This is a genomic window from Novosphingobium sp. Sphag1I (genome assembly GCF_056279125.1).
Genome location: NZ_JBWBQS010000006.1, coordinates 108,473 through 131,066, shown reverse-complemented (window position 1 = coordinate 131,066; position 22,594 = coordinate 108,473). Strand labels below are relative to the sequence as shown.

Sequence of the window (22,594 nt, the reverse complement as noted above, 5' to 3'; positions counted from 1 at the left end):
ATTCACAACCAGAATTCACACTGCCGACCAACAGGTCCGGCATAGGGGCCATACATTCCTGAAGGAATCGGACAGATTATGAGCGCTACTCCTGCCAGCAAGATTCTCGACCGCGTTCTGGTGCTTGAAATGGTGCGCGTGACCGAAGCGGCCGCCATCGCCTCGGCCAAGCTGATCGGGCGCGGCGACGAGAAGGCCGCCGATGCCGCCGCGGTCGAAGCCATGCGCGAGAAGCTCAACGAGCTCTATATCGACGGCACCGTGGTGATCGGCGAAGGCGAACGCGACGAGGCGCCGATGCTCTATATCGGCGAAAAGGTCGGCGCGGCGCTGGGCAAGGGCCCCAAGATCGACATCGCGCTCGACCCGCTCGAAGGCACGACGATCTGCGCCAAGGCCGGGCCGAACTCGCTGGCCGTGCTGGCGATTGCCGAAGAGGGCGGGCTGCTCAACGCGCCCGACACCTATATGGACAAGCTGGCGGTGGGGCCGGGCTATCCTGATGGCATCATCGATCTGGCCAAGAGCCCGACCGAGAACGTCAAGGCCGTGGCCGCCGCCAAGGGCGTGGCGCCCGAAGACATCGTGGTCTGCGTGCTGGACCGCCCGCGCCACACCGATCTGATCGAGGAACTGCGCGCGCTTGGCTGCGGCGTCTATCTGATCGGCGACGGCGACGTGGCGGGGGTGATCGCCACCACCAACACCGAAGAAACCAACATCGACATGTATATGGGCCAGGGCGGCGCGCCCGAGGGCGTGCTGGCGGCGGCCGCGCTGCGCTGTGTCGGTGGTCAGTTCAAGGGCCGTCTGGTGTTCCGCAACGATGACGAAAAGGCCCGCGCCAAGAAGTGGGGCATCACCGATCTCAACAAGATCTATGACCTGACCGAACTGGCCAAGGGCGACTGCATCTTTGCCGCCAGCGGCGTGACTGACGGTTCGCTGCTCAAGGGCGTCAAGCGCCTGCGCAATGGCCGCATGACCACCGAAAGCGTCGTCATGCGCGCCAGCACGGGCACTGTGCGCTGGGTCAAGGGCGATCGTCGGGCATAATCCGTTCTGCGGTGAAATGTCACGAAAGGGGACAGGCCGTGCGGTCTGTCCCCTTTTGCATGTCCGCAAACCTTGCATTCCTGCCAGCTTTGGCTAGAGGCGCGCGGGAGGGAAGCTACGCGGCGGTGAGTCTTTCATGCCGCGTGCAGTGGAGATACGCGAGATGAAGATCCTTGCCGGTAACGGTAACCTGCCGCTGGCGCGCGCGATTGCGGGCTATCTGGAACTGCAATTGACGGATGCCAGCGTGCGCCGCTTTGCCGACGAGGAAGTCTTCGTCGAAATCCATGAAAACGTGCGCGGCGAGGACGTCTTTGTCGTCCAGTCGACGGCCTATCCGGCCAATGACAATCTCATGGAACTGCTGATCTGTATCGACGCGCTGCGTCGCGCATCGGCCAAGCGTATCACCGCCGTGATCCCTTATTTCGGTTACGCTCGTCAGGACCGCAAGCCCGGCCCCCGCACGCCGATCTCGGCCAAGCTGGTGGCCAATCTGATCACGACTGCGGGCGCCGACCGCGTTCTGGCGGTCGATTTGCATGCTGGTCAGATTCAGGGCTTCTTTGACATTCCCACCGACAACCTGTTTGCCGCGCCCGTGATGGCCGCCGACATTTTGGCGCGCAATGGCGATGCCGGGCTGATGGTTGTCTCGCCCGACGTTGGCGGTGTTGTGCGCGCCCGCGCGCTGGCCAAGCGTTTGAACAACGCTCCTCTGGCCATCGTCGACAAGCGTCGCGACAAGCCCGGCGTATCGGAAGTGATGAACATCATCGGCGACGTGAAGGGCCGCACCTGCATCCTGATCGACGACATCATCGATTCGGGCGGCACGCTGTGCAACGCCGCGCAGGCATTGATGGATGAAGGCGCCGCTTCGGTCACCGCCTATATCACCCATGGCGTTCTGTCGGGCGCGGCGGTGTCGCGCGTCAACAATTCGGCGCTCAAGGAACTGGTCATCACCGACACGATCCTGCCGACCGAAGAAACCCAGAAGTCGGACAAGATCCGTCTCCTGACCATCGCGCCGCTGATTGGTGAAGCGATCCGTCGTATTGCGGATGAAAGCTCGGTGTCGAGCCTGTTCGACTGATAACGACCGGGCGTTAGTGGCCCGAAGAATCAAGGCCGGGCGTGTGACCTCAACAGGTCCGCCCGGCCTTTTCTTTTGCCTATTGCCATGGGCGGCTGCCGCCTGGCGGCACGCGTTCCAGCGCCTCCAGCCGTTTGGCCTGGCGCGATTCCAGCGCCAGCGTCAGCAGCGGATTGGGCGTTTTGACAAAGCGGCGCGGGGTGACGCCGAACAATTCGGTAAATTCGCGCGTCATCTGCGCCTGATCGAAATAGCGCAGGATCAGTTCCTCGGCCTCGGCCTCATCCGCCACGCCGTGCAGGTGGCTGGCCATGTCGAGCGCGCGGGCGCGGCGCATGACCTGCTTGGGCGGCATGCCAAAGTCGCGGCGGATGATCCGCTCCAGTTGGCGCATGCTGATGGCCATTTCCTCGGCAAATTCGGCAATGCTTGCGTTGGGGTTGATAAAGCTGAGCGCCTCGAAAGCCGCGCTGATCGGGCTGGGGTGGGGGCGGCCAAGCTTTTCAACCAGATCGCGAAATCTGCGCTCAAGAATATTGGCAATCGTGGCGGGATCATCGACATGTTCAAAGGCGGCCAGCGTATCTGCGCTGTCGATTCCGAAATGTTCGAGCGGGACGAGCCGGTTGACCATTTCGTGTGCGCTGCGCCCGAACAGGGCATAGCCCGCGCCGGGTTTGAGCGCATAGCCGATCGAGGTGAAGCTGCCCTTCACCGTGATAGGCATAAGCTTGGTCTGGGGGCCAAAGATCAGGGCAGAGCGGCCATGATGGACGATCCCGTCGGCCGAATGAGCGGTCCATTCCCCGCCTAATTGGATGCGGACCATAGAAGTGTCGTTGAATATGCCAGAAACAAGGCAATAATCAGGTGGCAATTTAACCGGCGTAACGTAAATTCGGCCTACCCAAGGCACCAAATCGGCTGCTGGTCCGCGATTAAATGAAAGTGGTTGGCCTTGACTCGACCGACCTGCGAGCGGGGTGACCGCCGCATCGAGCGCAGGTTTGGTGGGTTTTAGCATATAATTTTGGACCAACTTTTGATTTATGCCGTAAGGCGTACTTACGGAAACTTATTGTTTCAATTTCGCCTGCATCACCTTTTGTCAACCGATTGTCATGCGATATTGAACGTCAAGATTGACCATTGGCTTGACCGTACCCCACCAGCAGAGGCACAAGCCGCCCTATGAAAATGAACCTCGACGCTGACATTGATCTGGCCCAACGTCTTGCCGATGCGGCAGGCGCGGCGATCCGCCCCTATTTCCGCTCTGGCGTGGCCAGCGAACGCAAGGAGGACGCCAGCCCTGTCACTCTTGCCGATCAGGCCGCCGAAGAAGCGATGCGTGCGATCCTGCGCGCCGAACGCCCCGACGACACCATCATTGGCGAGGAATATGGCATTACGGCGGGCACGTCGGGCCGCAGCTGGGTTCTGGACCCGATTGACGGCACGGCGGGTTTTCTGGCCGGGCGCGCGATTTTCGGCACGCTGATCGCGCTGGTGGTCGAAGGCTGGCCGGTGCTGGGCGTGATTGATCAACCGATTGCGGGTGAACGCTGGGTGGGCGCCTCGGGCCGCAAGACCTTGCTCAATGGCCAGCCGGTCAGCACCCGCCGCTGCCGCGAATTGGGCGATGCCACCATTGCCACCACCGGCCCGCATTATTTCAGCGACCATGAGGGCGAGCACTTCATGGCTCTGGCGGCCAAGACCGATTATCGCCGGATGGTGATGGGCGGCGACTGCTATAATTACGCCATGCTGGCCAGCGGCCATCTCGACATTATTTGCGAGGCGGGGCTGAAACTGCACGACTGGGCCGCGCTGGTGCCGGTGGTTGAGGGCGCGGGCGGTTTGATGTGCGATTGGAACGGCGATCCGCTGCATGCCGGTTCGACCGGGCACGTGCTGGCGATGGGCGATCCGGCGCGTCAGGATGATGTGGTCGAGGCGCTGGCCTGTAACCACGATCACCACCACGACCATTGATCCCGGTCGGCTTTTGCGATCCGGGCGTCACTTCTTTTTCTATGGCACGCTGATCGCGGGCAGCGGTAACCGGCATGAACGGGCCACCCATACTCTTTTGGAGGCGGGGCGGCCCGCTTGTGTTCGGGGGCGGCTTTATGCCGTGCCTGATCGGCGGGGATGGTATCCGGCGCTGGTTCCGGGGGCGGGGTCCGTGCGTGGTGTGATCTATCGTGCGGGGTCCGGGTTTGATGCGCGGGCGCTGGCGCGGCTCGATGCCTATGAAGGGCGTGATTATCGGCGGCGCAGGGTTATGGCCGGGACGCAATGGGCGCAGGCCTATATCTGGCGAGGCGCCTTGCCGCGCGGGGCCATGCGGATTGCCGGGGGGGATTTCGCCGCTTGGTTAAAGGCCCGCCGGGCGCGGGCCTTTGCCGATTAAAGCGCCGATCAGTCTTTGGCCGCTTCGCTGTTAAGCTGGATATAGTTCTGGATGCCCATGCGCTCGATCATGTCGAGCTGCTTTTCCAGCGTGTCGACATGTTCTTCCTCGCTTTCCAGAATCTTCTGGAACAGGTCGCGGCTGATGAAATCGCGCACGCTTTCGGCATATTCAATCGCCTCTTTCAGCAGCGGGATCGCGTCCATTTCCAGCGCGAGGTCTGCCTTGATGACTTCCTCAACCGTTTCGCCCACGCGCAGGCGGCCCAGATGCTGGAAATTGGGCAGACCTTCGAGAAAAAGGATGCGGTCGGCCAGAAGGTCGGCATGCTTCATTTCGTCGATCGATTCGTGGCGCTCGAACTGGGCCAGCTTGTGCACGCCCCAATTGTCCAGCAGGCGGAAATGCAGCCAGTACTGATTGATCGCGGTCAGCTCGTTATAGAGCGCCTTGTTCAGAAATTCGATGACTTTGGCGTCGCCCTTCATGGGAACTCTCCGGCGGGTAGTGAGGGGGGTATGACTAACCCGCCGGAGGCCCAGGAGGCAAATGGATTGCGCGCGTCAGGCCGGGACTCTGCTGCGTTCCTCGTTCACGATCTGGTCGGCGTCTTCAAGGCATTGGCGGCATTGAGGGCGGCAGCCAAGGCGGTTGTAGAGCGTTTCGGCATCGCCGGCATGACAGCGGGCGGTGACGCGCAGATCCTTTTCGCGAAGGGCATTGCAGATGCAGATATACATCGACATTCGGCTCCAAAGAGAGTGATTCGCTTGTAATGCGAAGAGTTCGCAATAGCAAGTGTTTTTGCGGGTCATTCGCAAAAATGCGCTGGGTCGAGGATATAGACACCCGCGCCGCCAAGGCGCTTGCATTTGCCCGGCGTTGCCCCTAAGGCGCGCCCCTTCAACCGGTTCGGAGGGTTTGTCGCCAGACAGATTCGCTCGCCTGCCTGGCCATCAAGGGCTGCCACGGCAAGCGGGACGGACCGCTAGATCAAGGAGATGAAAATGCCCAAGATGAAGACCAAGAGCGGTGTGAAGAAGCGCTTCAAGATCACCGCCAATGGCAAGGTCAAGCATGGCGTCGCTGGTAAGCGTCACCGTTTGATCAGCCATAACGCGAAGTACATCCGTCAGAACCGCGGCACCGAAGTGATCAGCGACGCCGATGCGAAGGTGATCAAGAAGTGGGCGCCCTACGGGCTGAACTGAGGAGTACTGAAGTATGGCACGTGTCAAGAGGGGTGTTACCACCCGCGCCAAGCACAAGAATATTCTGGAACAGGCCAAGGGTTACCGCGGCCGTCGCAAGAATACGATCCGCGTTGCTCGTCAGGCCGTTGAAAAAGCCGGTCAGTACGCTTACCGCGACCGCAAGGTCAAGAAGCGGACCTTCCGCGCCTTGTGGATCCAGCGTATCAACGCTGCGGTTCGCGCCGAAGGCCTGACCTATTCGCAGTTCATCAACGGCGTCAAGCTGGCTGGCATCGAACTCGATCGCAAGTCGCTGGCCGACCTGGCTCTGAACGAAGCGGCCGTGTTCTCGGCTGTTCTGGCTCAGGCCAAGGCTGCTCTGCCCGCCGCCTAAGCGGTTCGCAGACTTGGACAAAGAGGCGCGAGGGGCTGTAATGCAGCCTTTCGCGCCTTTTTTGTTGCGCGTCGTCCAAAAGGTGACGTTGCATTCAGGTCTGCGTTAAGGCAATCTGCCCCCGGCTCGCAGAACAAAAACAGGGGGGTGACAATGACACGCGGTTCGGCCGTTCGTGCGCGGTTTTTCGCCCCTCCGGCGGCATTGGCCTGTTATTTCACATCCTTCTATCTGGCCGAAATCGATCTTGCACCCGGGGAAAGGGTTGTCGATTACCTTCACCCGGAATGGGCCAATTTACGCTTTGCATCGGGCGCGCCGCTGGCCGCGCAAAATCCGGCGGGGCACAGCATCGCCGATTGCCATTTCGCGGTCACCGGGCCCAGCGGTCAGGCTGTTCGTTTTGAGGTTGGCACCTGCCGGATCTGGGGCGTGGGCCTTTTGCCGCTGGGCTGGGACAAATTTATCGGCGTGGCGGCGGCGGATATGGCGGATGCCTTGCTGGATGGAGGGCAGCACCCTGTCTTTGCTTCCTTCCTGCCTCTGGCGCAAAACCTGTTTGGTCCGCAGACCGATGTCGATGGCGAATTGGCGCGCATTGGCCAGTTTTTCCTGTCGCGCCTGGGCCATGGGCGGGCCGACGATATTCGCGTGCAGGCGATCCATGCCGCGCTGGTCGATCCGGCGGTTTCGACGGTGGCCGATCTGGCGCAAAGGAGCGGGATCAGCGCGCGGACGGTCGAGCGGATTTGCCTGCAATCCTTCGGCTTTCCGCCCAAGCTTCTGCTGCGCCGCCAACGGTTCATGCGCAGCCTTGCCCAGTTCATTCTGGACCCGACGCTGAAATGGATCGGCGCGCTGGATGGGCATTATCACGATCAGGCCCAGTTCGTGCGCGAGTTTCGGCAATTCATGGGCATGACCCCGCGTGAATATGCCAAGATCCCCCATCCCATCATCGAGGCGATCATGCGTGAACGGGCGCGGATTGCCGGGGCTGCGGTGCAGGCGCTGGACGGGCCGCAGGGGGCCAGTCTGGCCGCTCACGCACCCGCGCGCCTTATGGAGGCAGCGGCCAGCGGGCCGCGCCGGAAAATCGCGCAAGGCTGAACTTGGTTGAACTTGGGCGCACACCGCCCTAAAGGGCGCAGGAACGGGCGCAGGTGCAGGCGCATGGCCGGATGCCGCGCCCATCAGCAAACGGACATAGCATGGATTACGAAAGTCTCGGCGCACAGGCGCTCGACAGCATTGCAAAGGCGCAGGATCTGGACGCGCTCGACGCGCTGCGCGTGGCGTTTCTGGGCAAGAGCGGCTCGATCTCCGGCCTGCTCAAAACCCTGGGCGGGATGAGCCCGGAAGAGCGTCAGTCCACCGGCCCCAAAATCCATGCCCTTCGCGAAGGCGTGACCAATGCTTTGGCCGAAAAGAAGGCGGCGCTCGAAAGCGCGGCGCTCGAAGCCAAGCTGGCCGCCGAGACGGTCGATCTGACCCTGCCCGCGCCCGAAAGCGCCCGTGGCAGCGTGCATCCCGTCAGCCAAGTGATGGACGAATTGGCCGAGATCTTTGCCGATCTGGGCTTTGCCGTCGCCACCGGGCCGGAGATCGAGGACGACTGGCACAATTTCACCGCGCTCAATATGCCCGAAAGCCATCCGGCGCGCGCGATGCACGACACATTCTATATCGACAAGGCCGCCAGCGGTTACGAGACCGAGCAGGATATGGTGCTGCGCACGCATACCAGCCCGGTGCAGATCCGCGCGATGCTGGCGGCGGGCGGCGACAAGCCTTTGCGCATCATCGCGCCGGGGCGGGTTTATCGCAGCGATTCAGATGCCACGCATACGCCGATGTTCCATCAGGTCGAAGGCTTGGTGATTGGCAAGGATATCACGCTGGCGCATCTGAAATGGACGCTGGAAACCATGCTCAAGGCGTTCTTTGAGCGTGACGATATCGTGCTGCGCCTGCGGCCGTCCTATTTCCCTTTCACCGAACCCAGCGTCGAGGTCGACACCGGCTATTCCTATGTCGACGGGCGCCGCGTGGTGGGCGGTTCGGGCGATGCGCCGGGCCATTCGTGGATGGAACTGCTGGGGTCGGGCATGGTCAACCGCCATGTGCTGACCGCTGGCGGCTATGACCCGGACCAGTGGCAGGGCTTTGCCTTTGGCGTGGGTGTCGATCGCCTGGCCATGCTGAAATATGGGATGAACGATTTGCGGGCCTTCTTTGATGGCGATGCGCGCTGGCTGGGCCATTACGGCTTTTCCGGCCTTGATGTGCCGACCCTGTCGGGCGGCGTTGGCGTACAGGCATAAGGGGCGGCGACAATGAAATTCTCTCTTTCGTGGCTGAAGGCCCATCTGGAAACCGAAGCCACCGTCGAACAGATCGCGGGCAAGCTGAACGCCATCGGCCTTGAGGTTGAAGGCATCGAGGACCCGGCGGAAAAGCTGAAAGGCTTTCGCGTTGCGCGCATCCTGACGGCCGAACGCCACCCCAATGCCGACAAGTTGCAGGTGCTGTCGGTGGACACTGGCGAGGGCCAGCCGCTTCAGGTGGTCTGCGGCGCGCCCAATGCGCGGGCCGGGTTGATCGGCGTGCTGGGCCTGCCCGGCGCTGTCGTGCCCGCCAATGGCATGGTGCTGAAGGTTGCTGCCGTGCGCAGCGTCGAATCGAACGGCATGATGTGTTCGATGCGCGAGCTGGAGCTGGGCGAGGGCCATGACGGCATCATCGAATTGCCCGAAGACGCGCCGGTCGGCACCGCTTTTGCCGACTATCACGGCGCCGATCCGGTGTTCGACATTTCGGTCACGCCCAACCGCCCGGACTGCATGGGCGTCTATGGCATCGCGCGCGATCTGGCCGCTGCTGGTCTGGGCACGTTGAAGCCGATTGCCGCGCCGGGGATTGCCGGTTCTTACCCTTGCCCGGTCGAAATCCGCACCGAGGATACCGATGGTTGCCCCGCCTTTTATGGCCGCACCGTCAAGGGCGTGAAGAACGGCCCCAGCCCGGAATGGCTTCAGGCCGCGCTCAAGGCTGCGGGCCAGCGCCCGATCTCGGCCTTGGTGGACATCACCAATTATGTGATGCTGACCTATGGCCGCCCGGCCCATGCCTATGATCTGGGCAAGCTGTCGGGCGCGGTCGTGGCGCGTCGCGCGGTGGCGGGTGAACAGTGCCTTGCGCTTAATGGCAAGACCTATGATCTGACCGACACGATGACGGTGATTGCCGATGATGCGGGCGTGCATGACATCGCCGGGATCATGGGCGGCGAACATTCGGGGTGCAGCGAGGATACGACCGATGTCCTGCTGGAAATCGCCTATTTCACGCCGGAGCGGATTGCCGCGACGGGGCGGGCGTTGAACCTGACCTCGGACGCTCGTGCGCGGTTTGAGCGCGGGGTGGACCCGGCCTTCCTTGAAACCGGGCTTGATTTGCTGACCGGGCTGATCCTTGAGATTTGCGGCGGTGAGGCCAGCGAAGTGGTGCGCGCCGGTGCAGCGCCTGCGACCCCCAAGGTGGTTGCCTTCGATCCCGCGCTGGTGACCAAGCTGGGCGGGGTGGAAATTGCCGGGGACGAGCAGAAGCGCATCCTGTCCGCGCTGGGCTTTGCCGTGGGTGCCGATTGGGCCGTGACGGTGCCGGGCTGGCGTCCGGATGTCGATGGCGCGGCGGATATTGTTGAGGAAGTGGTGCGTATCCACGGCCTCGACGGGATCGAGAGCGTGCCTCTGCCGCGCGAGGATGGCGTGGCCAAGCCGACCGCGACCCCGGTGCAGAAGCTGGAGCGCCGCCTGCGCCGCGCCGCTGCTGCGCGGGGCCTTAACGAGGCGATCACCTGGTCCTTCCTGCCCGAGGGCGAGGCGGAGCATTTTGCCGAAGGCCCGCTCTGGCGTCTGGCCAACCCGATCAGCGAAGACCTGAAGGTCATGCGTCCGAGCCTGATCCCCGGCCTGCTTTCGGCGGCCAAGCGCAATCTGGCGCGTGGGGGATCTTCGCTGCGTCTGTTTGAAATTGGTCGCCGCTATCTGCGCGATGCCAATGGCAAGGGGGCGGAGCGGCTGACGCTGGCCGTGGTGCTGGCGGGCGACAAGACCCCGCGCGGCTGGGCGACGGGCAAGGCGCAGGCGTTTGACGCCTTTGACGCCAAGGCCGAGGCTTTGGCCCTGCTGGCCGAAGCGGGGGCGCCGGTGGACAATCTGCAAATCATGGGCGAGGCGGGCGCGCAGTTCCACCCCGGCCAGTCAGCCACCTTGCGCCTTGGGCCAAAAAATGTGCTGGCGCGGTTTGGCATGTTGCACCCCACCACCGCCAAGGCGTTTGACCTTGATGGCCCGGTGGCGGTGGCGGAAATCTTCCTCGACGCCATTCCGGGCAAGAAGGGCGCATCAGGCTTTGCCCGCGTCAATTATGCGCCCCCGGCCTTGCAGGCGGTCAAGCGTGACTTTGCCTTCCTTGTGAAGGCCGAGCTTCCCGCAGGCGATCTGCTGCGCGCGGTCAAGGGTGCGGATAAGGCGAATATCATCGCGGCCCGCATCTTTGACGATTTCCGGGGCCAAGGCGTGCCCGAAGGTCAGAAGTCGCTGGCCATTGAGGTGACGCTGCAACCGACGGAAAAGAGCTATAATGAAGCCGACCTCAAGGCGATTGCCGACAAGGTGACGGCCGCCGCCGCCAAGCAGGGGGCAACTCTGCGCGGCTAAGGCTTTAAGGGCTTGAGATAAAAGGGCGCTGCGGGCATTCTCGCGGCGCCTTTTTTGTGGGCCGGATATGGGGAATGGCGTGAGCGAGGATCTGGTACGTATCGTTTCGGGCGAATGGAGCGCGCTGATCCATCCTCTGGGGGCTGAACTGCGCTCGCTGCGTGATGGGGCGGGGCGGGAGTATATGACGGACGCCGATCCGGCCTATTGGACCGGCCACGCGCCTTTGCTGTTCCCGATTGTCGGCGCTCTGTCGGGCAATTTGTTCCGCCATGAAGGGCGCGAATATGCCCTGCCGCGCCATGGATTCGCGCGGCGCAATCTGTTTGCCATCGTTCAGCAGAGCGAGGATGCCGTCACTTTCGCGCTGGAGGATAGCGCGGCGACGCGTGAAGTTTACCCCTTTGCTTTCCGTTTGGAGATGGCGTTCCATTTGGCTGGCGGAACGCTCCATATGGCCGCGACAGTGCATAATCGCGGCGATGGAGTGATGCCTTTCAGCTTTGGCTATCATCCGGCCTTTGCATGGCCTTTGCCGGGCGGAGGTGAAAAGACCGCGCATCGGATCATATTCGCCGCAGACGAACCGGGGCCTGTCCGCCGGGTCAGCAAGGCGACAGGTGAACTCCTGCCCGAGGGTGAGGCGACGCCGGTGGTGGGGCGCGAATTGGCGCTGCATGAAGGGCTGTTTGATCAGGACGCGATGATCTGGAAAGATATGGCCAGCCGGGCGCTTCGCTATGTTTCTCCGCAGGGCCCTTCGCTTGATATGGCCTTTCCCGATACGCCGGATCTGGGCCTGTGGCAGGTGCCGGGCGCGCATTATCTGTGCATCGAGCCATGGGCGGGCCATGCCGATCCACAAGGTTTCGATGGTGAGATCAGTGCCAAGCCGGGGATTATCCTGTTGCCGCCGGGTGAAGCACGCAGGTTCCGCATGGATGTGATGGTAAGCGCGGGATAGACGCCAAGGGCGTAAGCGCGGGATAGACGAAAAGCCCCGCGCCATGTAAGCGCGCGACCATGAATCAAGCCTACGCCACACGCCGCACCTTTGCCATCATCTCGCACCCTGACGCGGGTAAGACCACGCTGACCGAAAAGCTGTTGCTGAACGGCGGCGCGATCCACCTGGCGGGCGAGGTGAAGGCGCGCGGGGCGGCGCGGCGCGCGCGTTCGGACTGGATGAAGATCGAGCAGCAGCGCGGGATCTCGGTGACGTCATCCGTGATGACCTTTGCCCGCGAGTTTGAGGGGCTGGGGCATATCACCTTCAACCTGCTCGACACGCCGGGGCACGAGGATTTTTCCGAGGATACCTATCGCACGCTGACCGCGGTGGATTCGGCCATCATGGTGATTGACGCGGCCAAGGGCATCGAGCCGCAGACGCGCAAACTGTTTGAAGTGTGCCGGATGCGCAATGTGCCGATCATCACCTTTGTCAACAAGGTGGACCGTGAAGGCCGCCCGGTGTTCGAGATTCTTGACGAAGTGGCCGATGCGCTGGCGCTCGACGTTTCGCCGCAAAGCTGGCCGGTGGGCATGGGCGGCACGTTTGAGGGCATCCTTGACCTGAACAGCGGGCGCATCAGCCGCCCCGAGGGCGACAGCCGCGAATTTCTGGGCAAAGTTGATCACGAGCCGGTGCCGGAGGAATTTGCCGAGGAGATCGAACTGGGGCAGGCGGGCTATCCCGAATTTGACCTAGAGGCCTATCGCCATGGCGATCTGACGCCGGTGTTCTTTGGTTCGGCGCTGAAAAACTTTGGCGTGGCCGAATTGATCGAGGCGATCGCCCGCATTGCGCCCCCGCCGCGCCCTCAGCCCAGCGAGGCTGGCGTGATCGACCCTTCGGGCGGCGAGGTGACAGGCTTTATCTTCAAGGTGCAGGCCAATATGGACCCGATGCACCGCGATCGTATCGCCTTCATGCGCCTGGTGTCGGGCACGTTCAAGCGCGGCATGAAACTGACTCCCAGCGCTTTGGGCAAGCCGATTGCGGTGCATTCGCCGATCCTGTTTTTTGCGCAGGACCGCGAAATCGCCGACGAGGCGCAGCCGGGCGACATTATCGGCATTCCCAACCACGGCACGTTGCGCGTGGGCGATACTTTGTCGGAAACGAACAAGGTGCGCTTCACCGGCCTGCCCAATTTTGCGCCGGAAATCCTGCGCCGCGTGCAATTGAAGGACCCGACCAAGACCAAGCAATTGCGCAAGGCGTTGGACGATCTCTCGGAAGAAGGCGTGATTCAGGTTTTCTATCCCGAAATCGGCAGTCAATGGATTGTCGGCGTCGTGGGCCAGCTTCAGCTCGACGTGCTGATTTCGCGGCTGGAGGCGGAATACAAGGTCGGGGCGATGCTCGAACCGGCGCCCTTTGACACGGCGCGCTGGGTCAAGGGCGATGCCAAGGCCCTGTCCGACTTTGCCGAATTCAACCGCGCCAATCTGGCCAAGGACCGCGATGGCGATCCGGTGTTCATGGCGCGCTCGGTCTGGGACGTTTCGTATCAGCAGGAGCGCAATCCCGAATTGACCTTTTCTGCGACCAAGGAGCGGTAAGGGTCGGTATCATCGCTGGATAAAAATTGCGCGTCGGAACCCCGGTTCTGGCGCGCAACTTTTTTGGGCGTGGCGCGTTTAGGGCCAAATGCCTGCCTAAATTTTAAGCAGATGCATAGGAATCGGGCGCGGTGTCCGATGATTTATCCGCCAGATGGTGCCAATTCGCGCCGAGATGAACCGAAATCTCAAGAAGCGATGAATTGGCACGCCCCTTGCAACCCCTATTGGCATGCCGGCGCAGGGCCGGTGGGCTAATAGGGGATAGGCATGAAGTTCATCATCGCCATCATCAAGCCGTTCAAGCTCGACGAGGTGCGTGAAGCTCTCGGCGCACTTGGGGTCGCCGGTCTGACGGTGTCCGAAGTGAAGGGCTTTGGTCGGCAAAAAGGGCAGACCGAAATCTATCGCGGTGCCGAATATTCGACCAACATGCTGCCTAAGGTGAAGATCGAGATCGCCGCCAGCGACGAACTGGCGCCGCGCGTGGTCGAAACCATCCAGCAGGCCGCCAGCACCGAAGCGATCGGCGATGGCAAGATCTTCGTGCTCGACCTGGCCTCGGCCGTCCGCATCCGCACCGGTGAAACCGGGGATACCGCCCTGTGAGCGGTGCCAGCCTTAGGAGTGAACCCACTATGATCCGCAAGATGATCTGCGGCGCTGGGGCTTTGGGCGCATCGCTCTTTGCCGCCACCACCGCTTTTGCGCAGGCCGCGCCGATCAAGGCGCCGACCGCCGAACAGATGGCCACCATGGTCAACAAGGGCGACAACACCTGGATGCTCGTGTCCGCGGTGCTGGTGCTGTTGATGAGCATCCCGGCTCTGGCCCTGTTTTATGGCGGTCTTGTCCGCACCAAGAACATGCTCAGCGTGCTGATGCAGGTTTTCATGATCGTTTCGGTGGCCGCCCTTGTGTGGGTGTGCTGGGGCTATTCGATGGCCTTCACCGGCGGTTCGCCCTTTGTCGGCGGCTTCTCCAAGGCGTTCCTGATGGGCGTTTCGGCCAGCACCTATGCGGCCACCTTCTCGAACAACGTCTATCTGCCTGAATACACCTATGTCATCTTCCAGATGACCTTTGCCTGCATCACGCCGGCGCTGATCGTGGGTGCTTTTGCAGAACGCGTGAAGTTCACCCCGCTGATCATTTTCACGGTGCTGTGGCTGACCTTCATCTATTTCCCGATGGCGCACATGGTGTGGTACTTCGCCGGTCCCGACTTCCTGTCGGATAACACCGCCGATGCTGGCCTGCTCTATGGTTGGGGCGCTCTGGACTTCGCTGGCGGCACGGTTGTGCACATCAACGCCGGTATTGCTGGCCTGGTCGGCTGCCTCGTGATCGGCAAGCGCGTAGGCTATGGCAAGGAAGCCACCCCGCCGCACTCGCTGACCATGACCATGATCGGCGCCTCGCTGCTGTGGGTTGGTTGGTTCGGCTTCAACGCCGGTTCGAATCTGGAAGCCAATGGTCTGGCCTCGCTGGCCTTCATCAACACCTTCGTCGCCACCGCCGCCGCCGCTGTCAGCTGGTCGCTGGTTGAACAGGTAAAGCATGGCAAGCCCTCGATGCTGGGCGCTGCTTCGGGTGCTGTGGCTGGTCTGGTTGCCATCACGCCGGCTTCGGGCTTTGCGGCTCCGATGACCTCGATCGTTCTGGGTCTGATCGTTTCGCCGATCTGCTTCTTCTTCGTGTCGACCGTGAAGAACAAGCTGAAGTATGACGACACGCTCGACGTGTTCGGCGTGCACTGCATCGGTGGTATCGTCGGCGCCATCGGCACCGGCATTGTTGCTGACCCCTCGCTGGGCGGTCAGGGCTGGGTGGACTACACCGTATTCCCCGCCAAGGCCGGCACCTATGACATGGTTGGTCAGGTGATCACCCAGATCAAGGCTGTGGTCCTGACGCTGGTTCTCTCGGGTGTTGGTTCGGCGATCCTGTTCATCGCTCTGGACAAGACCATCGGTCTGCGTCCCTCGGAAGAAGCCGAGCGCGAAGGCCTCGACATCACCGAGCATGGCGAACGCGCCTACAACATGTGAATTTAGAAGTTTGGCGGGGCTGGGGTTTCTCCTCTCTCTCTTCCTCCCCGGTTCCGCCTACCGATGTTCCTCCTGCGAACGACAAACTAACAAAGGGCCGGAGCCAGCCGCTCCGGCCCCTTTTTTATGCGAGCAGGGCAGCAAAAAGGGCCGGGGAGCGAACCCCGACCCTTTTTGCGTTTTAGCTGATAGATCAGCGAGCCTGCGCGGCCAGCATGTCCATCAGCGGTCGAACCGGGCTGACATCATAGCCAGCGGCGGCGGCCTGCGCGGTGACTTCGTTCAGATCAGCGCCAAGGCTGGCCTGAGCCAGCGACCAGAGCAGCGTCGAGCGGGTGCCTGAGCGGCAATAGGCCAGGATCTTGCCATCGCCCTTGAGCGCATCGACCATGGCCGTGACTTGCGCCTTGCTGAAACCGGCGTGGGTGACGGGGATGGCGACATAGCCAAGGCCTGCGGCGGCGGCGGCCTGCGCGATGGAATCGCCCGGCGTCTGGTCATCGCTTTCGCCTTCGGGGCGGTTGTTGATGATCAGGCTGATGCCTTGCGCCGCAGCGGCCTCGACATCGGCAAGGCTGATTTGCGGGCTGGCCCAGACGCGCTCGGAAATCTGGCGGAACATGCATGTCTCCTGTTCAAGGCAGGCGCGTTGGCGAATGTGCCGCGCCAATTGGCTGGAATCGCTCTGCCAATCGGGAATGGATCGCACAAGCGAGGATTTATGGGAGGTGGATGAGTCGCGCACTTGCAGCACTTTTTTCGGATATTCTTGGATTTGGACGCGATTCTATTCGCCATGCCTTGGAATTTAGGATATGCCTTAAAGTGCAGAGGAAAGGGCTACGCGCTGTGCGTGGCTGCTTGCCCTGTCGTTTGGTGCGTTTCGTCCACGTGCCACGCGATTTGGATCAGGGCGAAGCGAAGGTACTTTCGGTTTTATGGGTTTTGATAGAGGGCGTCGCGGCAGGGGCCGAGACAAGCGCGACGGGTTCGGCGAAGACAGCTTTGATCCGTTCATGGGTGGTGGCGACCGCTTTGGCGGCGGTGATCGCTTTGGCGGCGGCGACCGTTTCGGTGGCGGTCGTGAACGTGGCGGCTTCGGCGGCGGCGATCGCGGTGGCTTCGGCGGCGGCCCGCGTGGCGGCGGCTTCGGCGGCGGCGGTGGTGGCGGCTTCGGCGGCCCGCGCGGCGGCGGTGGCGGCGGCATGCCTGCTCAGGTCGTTGGCCAGGGCAAAGGCGTCGTAAAGTTCTTCAACGCTCAAAAGGGTTTCGGCTTCATCCAGCGTGAAGACGGCGGCGAAGATGTGTTCGTGCACATCAGCGCGGTCGAACGCGCTGGTCTTGAAGGTCTGGCCGAAGGTCAGGGTCTGGAATTTACCCTGGTGGATCGTGGCGGCAAAGTGTCGGCCAGCGATCTGTCGGTAGTGGGTGATGTGATCGCGGTCGCCAAGCGCGAACCCGCTGCTCCCCAGCGCCAGCTGACCGGTGAAAAGGCAACCGGCACGGTCAAGTTCTTCAACGCGATGAAGGGCTTCGGCTTCATCACGCGTGATGACGGCCAGCCTGACGCTTTCGTGCACATCAGCGCGGTCGAACGTTCGGGTCTTCGTGAAATCAACGAAGGCGACCGTCTGGAATTCGACATCGAAGTCGATCGACGAGGCAAGTACTCGGCGGTCAACCTCTCGCCGCGTCAGGGTTGATCCCGAACCTCTTGCAATAGAGGACGCATGGCCTTCGTGGGTCAAACCTGATTTCCTTTACGGACAGGTTTGACCCAAAGGCGGCGACAGCATAAACGCGCGCAAATGGCGGCAGGTCCGAACGAATCGGTTCGGGCCGCCGCCATTTCGCGTTTGCAGCTGTTTCGGAAAATTCCGATTACCTCGGAAAATTCTGCTGAACATTGTCTGGAATGAAAACAGGCTCCTCGCTTTTGGAGCCGTCTGGAATGCAAAGGAAATATCGATGACCATTTCGCCTTTGATGCCTGTTTACCCGCGGACCGCCTTTCGGCCGGTGCGTGGTGAGCATTGCCATCTGATTGGCGAGGACGGTCGCCGATATCTCGATTTTGCGGCCGGTATTGCGGTGAATCTGTTGGGCCACAGCCATGAAGGCCTGATCGGAGCGATTCAGCAGCAGGCTGCAACGCTGATGCATGTGTCGAACCTGTATGGCAGCCCGCATCAGGAAAGCGTGGCCAAGCGCTTGGTTGAAATGACCTTTGCCGATACGGTGTTTTTCACCAATTCGGGCGCGGAAGCCGTGGAATGCGCGATCAAGACGGCGCGGGCCTATCATCAGCAGATCGGTAATCTCGACAAATATGAACTGATCACCTTCAAGGAAGCCTTCCATGGCCGGACCTTGGGGACGATTTCGGCGTCGAATCAGGAAAAGATGCATAAGAATTTCCTGCCGATCCTGCCGGGCTTCAAATATGTCGATTTCGGTGATCTGGAAGCTGTGAAGGCTGCGATCGGTCCCAATACGGGCGGTATCCTGATCGAACCGATTCAGGGTGAAGGCGGCGTCAAGGTGGCTACCGAGGAGTTCCTGCAGGCTCTGCGGGCGCTGTGCGACGAGCATGACCTGATGCTGATTTTCGATGAAGTGCAGACCGGCGTGGCCCGGACCGGCACCTTCTATGCCTATGAACAGTTCGGCGTTGTGCCCGACATTCTGGCGACGGCCAAGGGTATCGGCGGTGGCTTCCCCGTGGGCGCTTGCCTTGCCACCGAAAAGGCGGCGCGCGGTATGGTCGCAGGCACGCATGGCAGCACCTATGGCGGCAATCCGCTGGCGATGGCGGCAGCCAATGCGGTGCTTGACGCGGTGGCCAACGATGAATTCATGGCGCATGTGCGCGACATGGGTGCCAAGCTGACCAGCCGTCTGGAGCAGTTCATTGGTAATTATCCCGATCTGTTTGAACTGGTGCGCGGGCGTGGCCTGATGCTCGGCCTGAAGATGAAGGTTGAGCCGCGGCCTTTCGTGGCGCATCTGCGCGACAATCATCAATTGCTCTGCGTTTCGGCGGGCGACAAAACCATGCGGATTCTGCCGCCGTTGGTCATTGATGAAAGTCATATCGACGAATTCATGGAAAAGCTGTCAGCCGCTGCAGCCAGCTATCAGCCTGAAGAGGTGGCATGATGGCGCGGCATTTCCTGAACCTTTCTGATGCGGGAGGTGATGCGGTCGTCGCGATGCTCAATGATGCGCTCGATCGCAAGCGGGCGCGCATTGGCTGGACCAAGGGGCGGGCCGATGCGGACGCGCCTTTGGCCGGACATGTTTTGGCGATGATTTTTGAAAAAAATTCGACCCGGACGCGGGTGTCCTTTGACATGGCGATGCGTCAGTTGGGTGGCAGCGCGATCGTCATGGACGCGGGCGGCATGCAGCTGGGCCGGGGCGAGACCATTGCCGATACGGCCCGTGTTCTGAGCCGCATGGTTGATGCGATCATGATCCGCACCAATGATCACGCCAAGATCGAGGAACTGGCGCATTATGCCGATGTTCCGGTGATCAACGGTCTGACTGACGCTTCGCATCCGTGCCAGATCATGGCCGATCTGCTGACGTTGCTGGAACGCGGTGCGGCTTTGCCGGGCATGGAAATGGCCTGGCTGGGCGATGGCAACAATGTGCTTCATTCGCTGATTGAGGCGGCCGGCCTGCTGAAGTTCAACATTCGCGTTGGCGGGCCCAAGGGCTTTGAACCGGATGCAGCTTTTGTAAAGGAAGCCGAGGCGCGCGGCGCCAAGATTACCTTTACGCAGGACGCCGCCCAAGCAGCCCGCGGCGCACAGGTGGTGGTGACGGACACCTGGGTTTCGATGGGGCAGCCGGGCGGCGAGGCCGTGATCAAGGCCATGGAGCCCTATCAGGTCAATGACGCGCTGATGGCGCAGGCGGCACCGGGGGCTTTGTTCCTCCACTGCCTGCCCGCGCACCGCGGCGAGGAAGTGACCGACAGCGTGATCGACAGCGCGCAAAGCGTTGTCTGGGATGAGGCGGAAAACCGTATTCATGCCCAGAAGTCGGTTCTGCGCTGGGCCTTTGGACAGTTGTGAGCGACGGCATGGATTGCGTTCTGCACTTCACCATTCCGTCGCGTGATGCACGGGGGCGGGCGGTTCGCCTTGGCCCCGTGCTCGACCTCGTGCAATCGGCGCATGATTATCCGCCGCCGATCCGCAAGCTGCTGGCCGAGGCGCTGGTGCTGGGTGCGCTGATGGGATCTTTGCTCAAGGATCAGGATAGCCAGTTGACCATGCAGGCGCAGACGCAGGATGGCGTCGTCGATCTGTTGGTCTGTGATTATCGCAATGGCGAGGTGCGCGGCTATGCTCGCCATGACGAGGAGCGTCTGGCCAAGCTTGGGCCGAATCCGACACTGCATGATCTGTTCGGCAAGGGCTATCTGGCGATTACCTTCGACCTGGCCGTAACGGGGCAGCGGTATCAGGGAGTTGTTCCGCTTGAGGGCGATTCTCTGGCGGAGGCTTGCCAAGCGTATTTCATTCAGTCGGAACAGGTCCCGACGCTGATCCGTGTAGCGACCTCGGACGAGGGAGGGCACTGTGTTGCTGGTGGCCTGTTGATCCAGCATTTGCCCGATGGTGAGGAAGGACGCGCTCGCTTACATGTGCAGCTCGATCATCCGCATTGGGAACATGTGGCGGTGATGGCCGGTTCGACACGGGACGCTGAACTGGTTGATCGCGATTTGGCGCTGGATCAGTTGGTTTGGCGACTTTTCCACGAAGAGAGCGAGGTGCGTGTTTCCGAAGATGCACCGCTCAAGCGTGGATGCCGGTGCAGCGAAGAACACTATCGTTCGATCCTGTCGCGGTTTGGCGAGGGCGATTTAGCGGAAATGCGAGACGAAAATGGCGCGATCATTATCGATTGTGCCTTTTGCTCTAAGCTCTTCCCGATTTCGATGTAAGGTGGTGCGGGCCTGATCGGCCTTGCCGCAATGAGATGGATATGACCCAGATTCCTGTTTCTCCGGGCCGCAAGGCGGTCGTCCTGCTCTCGGGTGGGCTTGATTCGATGGTTTCGGCCGGGCTGGCGCGCGAGGCTGGTTATGAGATTTATGCGCTGACCATCGACTATAACCAGCGTCATAGCTGCGAAATCGATGCTGCGCGTGTGCTGGCCAAGGAATTGGGCGCGGTAAGGCATGTGGTTTTGCCGCTTGATTTGCGCCAATTTGGCGGTTCGGCGCTGACGGATGATATTGATGTGCCCAAGGATGGGTTGGAGCCGGGGATTCCGGTGACCTATGTCCCGGCGCGCAATCTTGTGTTCCTTTCGCTCACGCTGGCGTGGGCCGAGGCTGTCGGGGCATTTGACATCTTCATCGGGGTCAACGCGCTGGATTATTCGGGCTATCCTGATTGCCGACCGGAATTTATCTCTGGTTTCACTGAACTTGCGCGATTGGCGACCAAGGCGGGCGATCAGGGTAGCGAGTTCACCATCCATGCTCCGCTGCAGTTTTTGGGCAAGGCCGACATTGCCCGTGAAGCAGACCGGCTTAGGCTGGATGTGGGCATGAGTTGGTCCTGTTACGATCCGCAGCCCGATGGCGCAGCCTGTGGCTTGTGCGATAGCTGCCGACTGCGCTTGGCCGGTTTTGCCGAAGCAGGCCTTGAGGATAAGGTTCGCTACGCTGTGAAGTAGAAGTTGGCCATTTCAGATTTATAGACCAAAAAAATAGGCTGGGCTCGATTATGAGTTCCAGCCTGTTTTTTTGGTTTGTTTCGCGTGTTGGTTTTGGCCGTAAGCGGCAAATGACTGGATTGCTAAGCGTCAGGCTGGCTGGCAAAAAAGAAGGGGCAGCTTTCGCTGCCCCTTCCGTGTCTGCCTGAAAGGCTGGACTTAGTTGCCCGAACCCGGACCGTAGGTGATTTCCACGCGACGGTTCTGAAGTTCGCGAACGCCGTCGGCGGTCGGAACGCGGGGGTTGGCTTCACCAAAGGCCTGGCTCGAGATCGCCGAGTCAGCGATGCCGTGCGAGGTGAAGTAGCCGCGGACCGAAGCGTTACGACGAGCCGAGAGGGCCACGTTGTACTTGGGCGTACCCGAGCGGTCGGCATAGCCAGCCAGAACGACGGGAACCGAAGCGCAGTTGCCATAGGCCTGAATAGCGCTGTCGAGGATCGACGCTGCTTCAGGGGTGATGTCGGCCTTATCCCAATCGAAGAACACGATGTAGGGACCCTTGTTGCACACCGGAGCCGGAGGCGGCGGAGGCGGCGGAGGCGGCGGAGGCGGCGGGGGCGGCGGGGGCGGCGGGGGCGGCGGAGGCGGAGCAACCGGAGCCGGTTCAGCACCGAAGTTGTAGGTCAGCGTCGCCAGCAGCGAGTGCGAGTGGAACTTTTCCGACAGCGTGTTGCCGGTGAAGCCCACAAAGCGGTCAGCACCCGGAGCGTTGAAGTAGCGATACTTCAGGCCCAGATCCCAGTTCTTGCTGATGGGAGCGCGAACGCCAGCAATGGCCTGCCAAGCAAAGCCGGTGGCCGAATCGTTAACGTTATAAGCAGCAACCGAGGTTGCGTTGAAGCTCTTGACGCGAGCAACGCCTACACCGCCGCCAATGAAGCCCTGAAGGCCGTTGTCGGGACCGAAGTCGAGCAGGCCGTTGGCCATGAAGCTCAGTGCGCTGGTGCTACCTGCGACCTGACCGTTGGAGTAGGTGTAGGTGGTGCCGTTCGCAGCTTCGAACGACTTGGTTTTTACGCGACGATAGCTGGCTTCGGTTTCCAGACGGAAGGGACCGAAGTCATAACCGACGATGCCGCCGAAGTCGTAGCCGAGCTTCGACTTGATGTTACCCAGAGCCGTGCCACCAGCGGTGACGTTGGCGACGGGGTTGGATTCTACGATGACACCACCGGCGTCGCCTTCGACGTACCAGGTCTTGTCTTTGGCCAGTGCCGGCGTAGCGAGGGCAGTCGATGCCAGCGCCAAGCCCAAGGCAATCTTGCGCATGTGTTTTCCCCTTGTGCGAGTGAGAGGCTACCAATTGGTCGCAGGTCTACCGCCTCGCTAACAGGGGTGCAAGCCG

Annotated in this window: 23 protein-coding genes; 18 read left to right on the top strand and 5 right to left on the bottom strand. The window is 61.5% G+C overall.

Annotated elements, in window-relative coordinates; translation table 11 throughout:
- Positions 1 to 78: 78 nt before the first annotated feature.
- Together glpX and ACZ9HU_RS08900 are read left to right on the top strand one after the other, a co-directional pair.
- Entirely contained in the window at positions 79 to 1,056 is a 978-nt protein-coding gene (glpX, locus tag ACZ9HU_RS08905; protein WP_476104326.1) for a class II fructose-bisphosphatase, read from the top strand.
- Between the two features lie 163 nt (positions 1,057 to 1,219).
- Positions 1,220 to 2,155, top strand: coding sequence for a ribose-phosphate pyrophosphokinase (locus ACZ9HU_RS08900; RefSeq protein ID WP_476104325.1), 936 nt, complete (start codon positions 1,220 to 1,222; stop codon positions 2,153 to 2,155).
- Between the two features lie 79 nt (positions 2,156 to 2,234).
- Here the strand turns inward: ACZ9HU_RS08900 and ACZ9HU_RS08895 are convergent, their stop codons facing one another.
- Entirely contained in the window at positions 2,235 to 3,179 is a 945-nt protein-coding gene (locus ACZ9HU_RS08895; protein WP_476104324.1) for a helix-turn-helix domain-containing protein, read from the bottom strand.
- 173 nt (positions 3,180 to 3,352) lie between these two features.
- Between ACZ9HU_RS08895 and ACZ9HU_RS08890 the strand changes: the two genes are divergently transcribed.
- The gene (locus ACZ9HU_RS08890; protein ID WP_476104449.1) at positions 3,353 to 4,153 is read left to right on the top strand and encodes an inositol monophosphatase family protein; all 801 of its coding nucleotides are present in this window, start codon (positions 3,353 to 3,355) and stop codon (positions 4,151 to 4,153) included.
- The gene (locus ACZ9HU_RS08885) at positions 4,101 to 4,574 is read left to right on the top strand and encodes a gamma-glutamylcyclotransferase family protein (protein ID WP_476104323.1); all 474 of its coding nucleotides are present in this window, start codon (positions 4,101 to 4,103) and stop codon (positions 4,572 to 4,574) included. The genes ACZ9HU_RS08890 and ACZ9HU_RS08885 overlap by 53 nt, the downstream gene beginning before the upstream one ends.
- Before the next feature lie 8 nt (positions 4,575 to 4,582).
- Here the strand turns inward: ACZ9HU_RS08885 and bfr are convergent, their stop codons facing one another.
- Both bfr and ACZ9HU_RS08875 read right to left on the bottom strand, forming a co-directional pair.
- Positions 4,583 to 5,062 (bottom strand): bacterioferritin, encoded by a 480-nt coding sequence (gene bfr, locus ACZ9HU_RS08880; protein ID WP_476104322.1) that lies wholly within the window; start codon positions 5,060 to 5,062, stop codon positions 4,583 to 4,585.
- A gap of 75 nt (positions 5,063 to 5,137) precedes the next feature.
- The gene (locus ACZ9HU_RS08875; protein ID WP_476104321.1) at positions 5,138 to 5,320 is read right to left on the bottom strand and encodes a (2Fe-2S)-binding protein; all 183 of its coding nucleotides are present in this window, start codon (positions 5,318 to 5,320) and stop codon (positions 5,138 to 5,140) included.
- Between the two features lie 261 nt (positions 5,321 to 5,581).
- Between ACZ9HU_RS08875 and rpmI the strand changes: the two genes are divergently transcribed.
- The 9 genes from rpmI (at position 5,582) to ACZ9HU_RS08830 (ending at position 15,504) form a co-directional block, all read left to right on the top strand.
- The gene (gene rpmI / locus ACZ9HU_RS08870) at positions 5,582 to 5,785 is read left to right on the top strand and encodes a 50S ribosomal protein L35 (RefSeq protein ID WP_476104320.1); all 204 of its coding nucleotides are present in this window, start codon (positions 5,582 to 5,584) and stop codon (positions 5,783 to 5,785) included.
- Positions 5,786 to 5,798: 13 nt separating this feature from the next.
- Positions 5,799 to 6,161 carry a 50S ribosomal protein L20 gene (gene rplT, locus ACZ9HU_RS08865; protein ID WP_476104319.1) on the top strand — a complete coding sequence of 121 codons (363 nt, stop codon included), beginning with the start codon at positions 5,799 to 5,801 and terminating at the stop codon, positions 6,159 to 6,161.
- A 153-nt stretch (positions 6,162 to 6,314) separates the two neighbouring features.
- Positions 6,315 to 7,271 carry a helix-turn-helix domain-containing protein gene (locus ACZ9HU_RS08860; RefSeq protein WP_476104318.1) on the top strand — a complete coding sequence of 319 codons (957 nt, stop codon included), beginning with the start codon at positions 6,315 to 6,317 and terminating at the stop codon, positions 7,269 to 7,271.
- Between the two features lie 101 nt (positions 7,272 to 7,372).
- A complete protein-coding gene (gene pheS, locus ACZ9HU_RS08855; RefSeq protein ID WP_476104317.1) occupies positions 7,373 to 8,485 on the top strand; it encodes a phenylalanine--tRNA ligase subunit alpha in 1,113 nt (370 codons plus the stop codon).
- 12 nt (positions 8,486 to 8,497) lie between these two features.
- Positions 8,498 to 10,885, top strand: a complete 2,388-nt coding sequence (gene pheT / locus ACZ9HU_RS08850; RefSeq protein ID WP_476104316.1) for a phenylalanine--tRNA ligase subunit beta — start codon at positions 8,498 to 8,500, stop codon at positions 10,883 to 10,885.
- A gap of 79 nt (positions 10,886 to 10,964) precedes the next feature.
- The gene (locus tag ACZ9HU_RS08845; RefSeq protein ID WP_476104315.1) at positions 10,965 to 11,849 is read left to right on the top strand and encodes an aldose 1-epimerase family protein; all 885 of its coding nucleotides are present in this window, start codon (positions 10,965 to 10,967) and stop codon (positions 11,847 to 11,849) included.
- Between the two features lie 59 nt (positions 11,850 to 11,908).
- Positions 11,909 to 13,453 (top strand): peptide chain release factor 3, encoded by a 1,545-nt coding sequence (locus ACZ9HU_RS08840; protein ID WP_476104314.1) that lies wholly within the window; start codon positions 11,909 to 11,911, stop codon positions 13,451 to 13,453.
- A 270-nt stretch (positions 13,454 to 13,723) separates the two neighbouring features.
- Positions 13,724 to 14,062 (top strand): P-II family nitrogen regulator, encoded by a 339-nt coding sequence (locus ACZ9HU_RS08835; RefSeq protein ID WP_168603000.1) that lies wholly within the window; start codon positions 13,724 to 13,726, stop codon positions 14,060 to 14,062.
- 29 nt (positions 14,063 to 14,091) lie between these two features.
- Entirely contained in the window at positions 14,092 to 15,504 is a 1,413-nt protein-coding gene (locus tag ACZ9HU_RS08830) for an ammonium transporter (protein ID WP_476104313.1), read from the top strand.
- 193 nt (positions 15,505 to 15,697) lie between these two features.
- Here the strand turns inward: ACZ9HU_RS08830 and ACZ9HU_RS08825 are convergent, their stop codons facing one another.
- Positions 15,698 to 16,126: a protein tyrosine phosphatase family protein gene (locus ACZ9HU_RS08825; protein ID WP_476104312.1), complete on the bottom strand. Its 429-nt coding sequence runs from the start codon at positions 16,124 to 16,126 to the stop codon at positions 15,698 to 15,700.
- Between the two features lie 316 nt (positions 16,127 to 16,442).
- Here ACZ9HU_RS08825 and ACZ9HU_RS08820 point away from each other — a divergent pair, with 316 nt between their 5' ends.
- The 5 genes from ACZ9HU_RS08820 to queC all read left to right on the top strand — a co-directional run bounded on the left by ACZ9HU_RS08820 (position 16,443) and on the right by queC (position 21,207).
- Positions 16,443 to 17,207, top strand: a complete 765-nt coding sequence (locus ACZ9HU_RS08820) for a cold-shock protein (RefSeq protein ID WP_476104311.1) — start codon at positions 16,443 to 16,445, stop codon at positions 17,205 to 17,207.
- Between the two features lie 265 nt (positions 17,208 to 17,472).
- Positions 17,473 to 18,663 carry an acetylornithine transaminase gene (locus ACZ9HU_RS08815; RefSeq protein WP_476104310.1) on the top strand — a complete coding sequence of 397 codons (1,191 nt, stop codon included), beginning with the start codon at positions 17,473 to 17,475 and terminating at the stop codon, positions 18,661 to 18,663.
- Positions 18,663 to 19,589, top strand: coding sequence for an ornithine carbamoyltransferase (gene argF / locus ACZ9HU_RS08810; RefSeq protein WP_476104447.1), 927 nt, complete (start codon positions 18,663 to 18,665; stop codon positions 19,587 to 19,589). The genes ACZ9HU_RS08815 and argF overlap by 1 nt, the downstream gene beginning before the upstream one ends.
- A gap of 8 nt (positions 19,590 to 19,597) precedes the next feature.
- The gene (hslO, locus tag ACZ9HU_RS08805) at positions 19,598 to 20,467 is read left to right on the top strand and encodes an Hsp33 family molecular chaperone HslO (protein WP_476104309.1); all 870 of its coding nucleotides are present in this window, start codon (positions 19,598 to 19,600) and stop codon (positions 20,465 to 20,467) included.
- 41 nt (positions 20,468 to 20,508) lie between these two features.
- Positions 20,509 to 21,207, top strand: a complete 699-nt coding sequence (queC, locus tag ACZ9HU_RS08800; RefSeq protein ID WP_476104308.1) for a 7-cyano-7-deazaguanine synthase QueC — start codon at positions 20,509 to 20,511, stop codon at positions 21,205 to 21,207.
- Between the two features lie 198 nt (positions 21,208 to 21,405).
- On the opposite strand, the gene ACZ9HU_RS08795 is transcribed toward queC, so the two are convergent.
- Positions 21,406 to 22,518, bottom strand: coding sequence for an OmpA family protein (locus ACZ9HU_RS08795; RefSeq protein WP_476104307.1), 1,113 nt, complete (start codon positions 22,516 to 22,518; stop codon positions 21,406 to 21,408).
- Positions 22,519 to 22,594 lie beyond the last annotated feature (76 nt).

Coding starts and splice junctions, on each gene's coding strand:
- ACZ9HU_RS08885 (WP_476104323.1), top strand. CDS start 4,101: ATGATGTGGTCGAGGCGCTGGCCTGTAACCACGATCACCACCACGACC.
- rpmI (WP_476104320.1), top strand. CDS start 5,582: ATGCCCAAGATGAAGACCAAGAGCGGTGTGAAGAAGCGCTTCAAGATC.
- ACZ9HU_RS08895 (WP_476104324.1), bottom strand. CDS start 3,179: ATGCTAAAACCCACCAAACCTGCGCTCGATGCGGCGGTCACCCCGCTC.
- ACZ9HU_RS08900 (WP_476104325.1), top strand. CDS start 1,220: ATGAAGATCCTTGCCGGTAACGGTAACCTGCCGCTGGCGCGCGCGATT.
- ACZ9HU_RS08830 (WP_476104313.1), top strand. CDS start 14,092: ATGATCCGCAAGATGATCTGCGGCGCTGGGGCTTTGGGCGCATCGCTC.
- ACZ9HU_RS08875 (WP_476104321.1), bottom strand. CDS start 5,320: ATGTCGATGTATATCTGCATCTGCAATGCCCTTCGCGAAAAGGATCTG.
- ACZ9HU_RS08835 (WP_168603000.1), top strand. CDS start 13,724: ATGAAGTTCATCATCGCCATCATCAAGCCGTTCAAGCTCGACGAGGTG.
- ACZ9HU_RS08840 (WP_476104314.1), top strand. CDS start 11,909: ATGAATCAAGCCTACGCCACACGCCGCACCTTTGCCATCATCTCGCAC.
- argF (WP_476104447.1), top strand. CDS start 18,663: ATGGCGCGGCATTTCCTGAACCTTTCTGATGCGGGAGGTGATGCGGTC.
- pheS (WP_476104317.1), top strand. CDS start 7,373: ATGGATTACGAAAGTCTCGGCGCACAGGCGCTCGACAGCATTGCAAAG.
- ACZ9HU_RS08795 (WP_476104307.1), bottom strand. CDS start 22,518: ATGCGCAAGATTGCCTTGGGCTTGGCGCTGGCATCGACTGCCCTCGCT.
- ACZ9HU_RS08820 (WP_476104311.1), top strand. CDS start 16,443: ATGGGTTTTGATAGAGGGCGTCGCGGCAGGGGCCGAGACAAGCGCGAC.
- ACZ9HU_RS08860 (WP_476104318.1), top strand. CDS start 6,315: ATGACACGCGGTTCGGCCGTTCGTGCGCGGTTTTTCGCCCCTCCGGCG.
- hslO (WP_476104309.1), top strand. CDS start 19,598: ATGGATTGCGTTCTGCACTTCACCATTCCGTCGCGTGATGCACGGGGG.
- ACZ9HU_RS08890 (WP_476104449.1), top strand. CDS start 3,353: ATGAACCTCGACGCTGACATTGATCTGGCCCAACGTCTTGCCGATGCG.
- rplT (WP_476104319.1), top strand. CDS start 5,799: ATGGCACGTGTCAAGAGGGGTGTTACCACCCGCGCCAAGCACAAGAAT.
- bfr (WP_476104322.1), bottom strand. CDS start 5,062: ATGAAGGGCGACGCCAAAGTCATCGAATTTCTGAACAAGGCGCTCTAT.
- ACZ9HU_RS08825 (WP_476104312.1), bottom strand. CDS start 16,126: ATGTTCCGCCAGATTTCCGAGCGCGTCTGGGCCAGCCCGCAAATCAGC.
- ACZ9HU_RS08815 (WP_476104310.1), top strand. CDS start 17,473: ATGACCATTTCGCCTTTGATGCCTGTTTACCCGCGGACCGCCTTTCGG.
- glpX (WP_476104326.1), top strand. CDS start 79: ATGAGCGCTACTCCTGCCAGCAAGATTCTCGACCGCGTTCTGGTGCTT.
- pheT (WP_476104316.1), top strand. CDS start 8,498: ATGAAATTCTCTCTTTCGTGGCTGAAGGCCCATCTGGAAACCGAAGCC.
- queC (WP_476104308.1), top strand. CDS start 20,509: ATGACCCAGATTCCTGTTTCTCCGGGCCGCAAGGCGGTCGTCCTGCTC.